Genomic DNA, 5,033 nt, shown 5'->3' with positions numbered 1-5,033 from the left:
CTTAACTTTATGCCGAATCCCCATTGGTTCTCTTACCGGCCAGCAGCTCCAAGAACTCATACTTCTCCTGAAGCTCCTTCTCTGCCGCTGCATACAGCTGGGTGGCGACTTCCGGTTGTTGGGCGTTGAGCCTTCTGAAGCGCTGCTCGTTGTTCAGCGTGTCCGTTAGGTTGCTGTTTGGCGGGCGGGAATCCAGCGCCAGCGCGGCTTTACCTTCTTCCGGGCGGCGTGGGTCGAAGCGATACAGCGGCCAGAAACCGGTGGCGGTGAGCTGTTTCATCTGGTCGTGGCTCAGGGCCAGATCGTAGCCGTGCTCCTCGCATGGGCTGTAGGCGATGATCAGCGACGGGCCGGGGTAGGCTTCGGCTTCCTGAATGGCTTTCACCGTTTGGTTCAACTGTGCGCCAAGGGAAATCTGAGCCACATACACATGGCCGTACATCATCATGCTGACGCCCAAATCTTTGCGCGACTTGCGCTTACCCTGCTCGGCGAACTTGGTGACTGCGCCGAGCGGAGTGGCTTTCGACTGCTGGCCGCCGGTGTTGGAATAGCACTGGGTGTCGAGCACCAGCACATTGACGTTTTCCGTCAGGCTCAGCACGTGGTCCAAGCCGCCGAACCCAATGTCATAGGCCCAGCCGTCGCCGCCAATCAGCCAGATGGATTTATCCACCAGATAATCCGCGTCGGTAGCTAACTGACGGGCATCTGCAGAGTCAATCTCAGCCAAAATCTTACGCAACTCGGTGACGTGCTGGCGCTTCACTTCTGGCGTCGAGGTCTCATCGCGCAGCCCGCCCAATAGCTCGGCTGGAATATGCTCGGCAAGCGAATCAATCAGACGCAGGATGCGGCGGCGGTGCTGGTCTACCGTCAGGCGGAAGCCCAAACCGAACTCGGCGTTATCTTCAAACAGCGAGTTGGCCCACGCGGGCCCACGGCCTTCGGCATTGGTGGTGTAAGGCGTGGAAGGCAGGTTGCCGCCGTAAATAGATGAACAACCGGTGGCGTTGGCTATCAGCAGGCGGTCGCCATACAGCTGGGTTAATAGCTTGATGTAAGGCGTTTCGCCACAGCCGGAGCAGGCACCGGAGTACTCAAACAGCGGGGTGATCAGCTGCGAGGTGCGAATGTCGATGCGCTCGAGCTGGCTGGCGTCGATTTCCGGCAGTTTAAGGAAGAAGTCGTAATTGGCCTTCTCCTCTTCTAAATGCTCAATGCGATCCGCCATGTTGATGGCTTTGATTTCTGGGTTCTGGCGATCTTTCGCCGGGCAGACTTCCACACACAAATTACAGCCGGTGCAGTCTTCCGGGGCCACTTGCAGCACGTATTTCTGGCCGCGCATATCGCGAGATTTCACATCCAGCGATTGCAGGGCGGACGGCGCGCCTTCCATGGCTTCGGGCTGAACCACTTTGGCACGGATAGCCGAGTGCGGGCAGGCGGCGACGCAGTGGTTGCACTGGGTACACAAATCCGGCTGCCAGATAGGCACTTCTTCGGCAATATTGCGTTTTTCCCACTGGGTGGTGCCGGTTGGCCAAGTGCCGTCAGGCGGGAAGGCGGAAACTGGCAGGGCATCGCCCAGACCGGCGAGCATCGCGGCGGTGACCGTTTTGACGAAATCAGGCGCGGCGTCAGACACAATCGGCGGACGCTTGCGCGGCTGCTCTGGAATGGCCTGCAACGGCACTTCAATCAGCTGCTCAAGAGTCGCGCCCAGTGCCTGCCAGTTGCGCATCACCAGCTCTTCGCCTTTGCTGCTGTAGCTGCGGGCAATCGCGCCTTGCAGCTCTTTCAGGGCCTGATCGCCCGGCAGAATTTGAGTCAGGTGGAAGAACGCCATCTGCATCACGGTATTGATACGCGCGCCCAGCTGGCATTCGCGAGCAATTTTCGCGGCGTTGATGATGTAGAAACGGGCACTGTTCTTATGCAGCGAAGACTGAACTTCCAGCGGCAGGCGCTCCCACACTTCTTGTGCCGAGAAAGGCGTGTTGAGCAGGAAAATGCCGCCCGGACGCAGGCGCTCGGCCATCTGATACAGGTCGATGAACTGCCACTGGTGGCAGGCAACGAAGTGCGCGTGGCTGACCAAGTAGGCAGATTTAATCGGCTGCGGGCTAACGCGCAGGTGCGACACCGTCAGGCCACCGGCCTTCTTCGAGTCATAGACAAAATAGCCCTGCGCAAACAGCGGCGTGCTATTACCAATGATTTTGATGTTGTTCTTGGTGGCCGAAACTGAACCGTCGCTGCCCAGCCCGTAGAACAGGGCCTCCAGCGTGGCGTGTTGCGGCAGTTGCTCATCATTCACCGGCAGCGACAGGCCGGTCACGTCGTCATAAATACCCACGGTAAAGCGCGGGCGAGGCTGGCTGAGAGCCAGTTCGTCGAAAATCGACAGCACGCAGTCGGGGCCGAACTCTTTGGAAGAGAGGCCATAGCGGCCGCCAATCACTTTCGGCAGGGTATCACGCTCGCCTCGACTGTAAGCTTCGGCCAGCGCGGTCATGACGTCGAGATACAGCGGCTCGGCGAGGGAACCCGGCTCTTTGGTGCGATCCATCACGGCAAGCGTTTTGACGCTCTGCGGCAGCACGCCCAGTAGGTGTTTGGCGCTGAATGGGCGATACAGGCGCACTTTCAACACGCCGACCTTTTCGCCGCGCTCAATCAGGGTTTCAATCACTTCTTCGCAGGTGCCGATCCCGGAACCCATCAGCACGATCACGCGCTCTGCCTGCGGGTGGCCAACATAGTCGAAAGGCTTGTAGGTGCGGCCAGTGAGGGCGGAGAACGCCTCCATCGCGTCAATGACGTGCTGGCAGGTGGCATCGTAATAGGGGTTGGTGGCTTCGCGCGACTGGAAATAGGTGTCTGGGTTGGCCGAGGTGCCGCGGATCACCGGGCGGTCCGGCGTCAGGGCGCGGGCGCGGTGGGCGTCAATCTGCTGCTGTGGCAGCATCTGTTGCAGCGTGTCATCACTCAGCGGCGCAATTTTATTGATTTCATGCGAGGTGCGGAATCCGTCGAAGAAATGAATAAATGGCACGCGGCTGTTAAGGCTGGCAACTTGAGAAATCAGCGCGAAGTCCTGCGCTTCCTGCACGCTGGCGGCGCTGAGCAGCGCGCAGCCGGTCTGGCGCACGGCCATCACGTCGGAGTGATCGCCAAAAATAGACAGGGCGTGAGTGGCCACGGTGCGGGCGGCGACGTGCAGCACAAACGGCGTTAATTCACCGGCCAATTTGTAGAGCGTGGGGATCATCAGCAGCAAACCCTGCGATGAAGTGAAAGAGGTGGAGAGTGCGCCGGTTTGCAGCGCGCCGTGGACGGTAGAAATCGCCCCGGCCTCTGACTGCATTTCCATTACGGTTGGGACATCGCCCCAGAGATTTTTCTTACCTTCACCGGACCACGCGCCGGCGATTTCGGCCATGGTCGAACTTGGCGTAATAGGGTAGATAGCAATCACTTCATTGGTGCGATAGGCCACGGAAGCAACTGCGTTATTACCGTCAGTGGTGATCATGAAAACCCCTTTTTCATTTCCTAATGCTTGCCGGAAACAGCCATGCCGAACCGGTTCGAATAAGAAAAAGTTTACACGCGGGGCATCAATCAATTTATCCTGATTGTGTGCAGGGTTAATAGTTGAGTGAAATGATAGGGTTATCGGGCGGGGCGTGAGAGTAGGATTTCTATTACGAGTGCGAGGGTGAATTCCCCTCGCAATTCAAGAAAATAGCCGTCAGCGCGGTAAGAGACTAATTGATGTCAATACGCTTAATACCCTGAACGGTCATGATCGCTTCGTACAGTTTATCTACGCTTTGTTTCGGTTTTAACACCACGTCCATCACTAATTCGCATTTGCTTTCGTCACCATCGTCGCGCTGATTGACTTTAATATGGCCCGGACGAATACGCATTTTCTGCAATGCTATTAATACCGAAGGCACGCTTTGCGGCGCTAGGCGTATTTCAATCAGATGGTGATGGCCGATCAGCCTATTACTAATTTGGCGGAACATTTCCAGCACAATTAAGGTGAGGAACGCGCCGTAAATACCAATCTCATAAAGTCCGCTCCCGATAACTAACCCGATCGCGGCGGTAACCCATAATCCAGCGGCGGTGGTTAAGCCTTTTACCACCTGTTTCTGGATGATAATGGTCCCGGCACCCAAGAAGCCCATGCCGCTCACCACCTGCGCTGCAACGCGGCTGGGGTCAAAACTGACGTGGGTGAGGGTGAGTAAGTCGGCGAAACCGTATTTCGACACAATCATAAACATCGCGCTGCCGATACCCACTAATACGTGCGTTCGCAGCCCGGCTTCTTTCGCCCGAAGCTGGCGTTCAATACCAATTAGCCCGCCTAAAACCCCGGCCAGCGCAATGCGAATTAAAAAATCTGTCACCATTATAAAATGCCTCCTTGTTGTGGTTATTTTAAGTACTTGATACTCAAAAACGGTGAATTAGCCCTAAGTTTATGAGCCAAAGAAATAACGGAACGAAATAAAGTGTATCTAATCGTTTATTTTTAGGAAAAAGTTGATATTAATTCTTGCTAACACTCGACGCTGGCGGAATTGCTCGGCTATGATGATTTCCACTTAATTCCCGACACCCCGTTATTCTTCAGGAGCAGGACTGATGATCACTGCCTTACGCGTATTATTGGCCGGAGCCGTTCTGGTATTGGCCGCCTGTAGCAGCCACGATGATTCCAACGACGTTCCCCAGAAGGGTAACAGCGTTAATCTTTCCAACCACAGCGTCAACATGGACAGCCCGGCCTTCGCCGCATGTTCCATGGCCGGTGGTCAGTTGCGCATGGCCCCTCAGTTAGACGGCAGCCGCGTAGGCATGTGTTCGATGTCGAATGGGCGTCAGTGTTCGGAAAGCGCTTTAATGGCGGGGAGATGTACAGCGGGGTGAGGCAGGCTGCTTTTGAGCGCTTTTAAATTCAAATTCAAGACCGTGGGCTCGCCGCCCACACTCGCTAAGGTCAAGGT

At 56.2% G+C, this 5,033-nt stretch carries 3 protein-coding genes; 1 reads left to right on the top strand and 2 read right to left on the bottom strand.

The window, feature by feature from the left end:
* Positions 1-7: 7 nt before the first annotated feature.
* Positions 8-3,541 carry a pyruvate:ferredoxin (flavodoxin) oxidoreductase gene (gene nifJ / locus GEAM_RS08605; RefSeq protein ID WP_034790589.1) on the bottom strand — a complete coding sequence of 1,178 codons (3,534 nt, stop codon included), beginning with the start codon at positions 3,539-3,541 and terminating at the stop codon, positions 8-10.
* Between the two features lie 235 nt (positions 3,542-3,776).
* Positions 3,777-4,436 (bottom strand): MgtC/SapB family protein, encoded by a 660-nt coding sequence (locus GEAM_RS08600; RefSeq protein WP_034790587.1) that lies wholly within the window; start codon positions 4,434-4,436, stop codon positions 3,777-3,779.
* 235 nt (positions 4,437-4,671) lie between these two features.
* On the opposite strand from GEAM_RS08600, the gene GEAM_RS08595 reads away from it, so the two are divergent.
* A complete protein-coding gene (locus GEAM_RS08595) occupies positions 4,672-4,956 on the top strand; it encodes a putative hemolysin (RefSeq protein ID WP_034790585.1) in 285 nt (94 codons plus the stop codon).
* The last annotated feature ends 77 nt before the right edge of the window (positions 4,957-5,033 follow it).

The organism is Ewingella americana ATCC 33852, assembly GCF_000735345.1.
In the GTDB taxonomy this organism is placed as follows: domain Bacteria; phylum Pseudomonadota; class Gammaproteobacteria; order Enterobacterales; family Enterobacteriaceae; genus Ewingella; species Ewingella americana.
Note: the sequence above shows the minus strand (reverse complement) of the source record. Positions and strands in the feature narration are given on the sequence as shown.

Bases quoted from the DNA above. Each gene is read 5' to 3' on its own strand.
- GEAM_RS08600 (WP_034790587.1), bottom strand. From the start codon at position 4,436: ATGGTGACAGATTTTTTAATTCGCATTGCGCTGGCCGGGGTTTTAGGC.
- nifJ (WP_034790589.1), bottom strand. From the start codon at position 3,541: ATGATCACCACTGACGGTAATAACGCAGTTGCTTCCGTGGCCTATCGC.
- GEAM_RS08595 (WP_034790585.1), top strand. From the start codon at position 4,672: ATGATCACTGCCTTACGCGTATTATTGGCCGGAGCCGTTCTGGTATTG.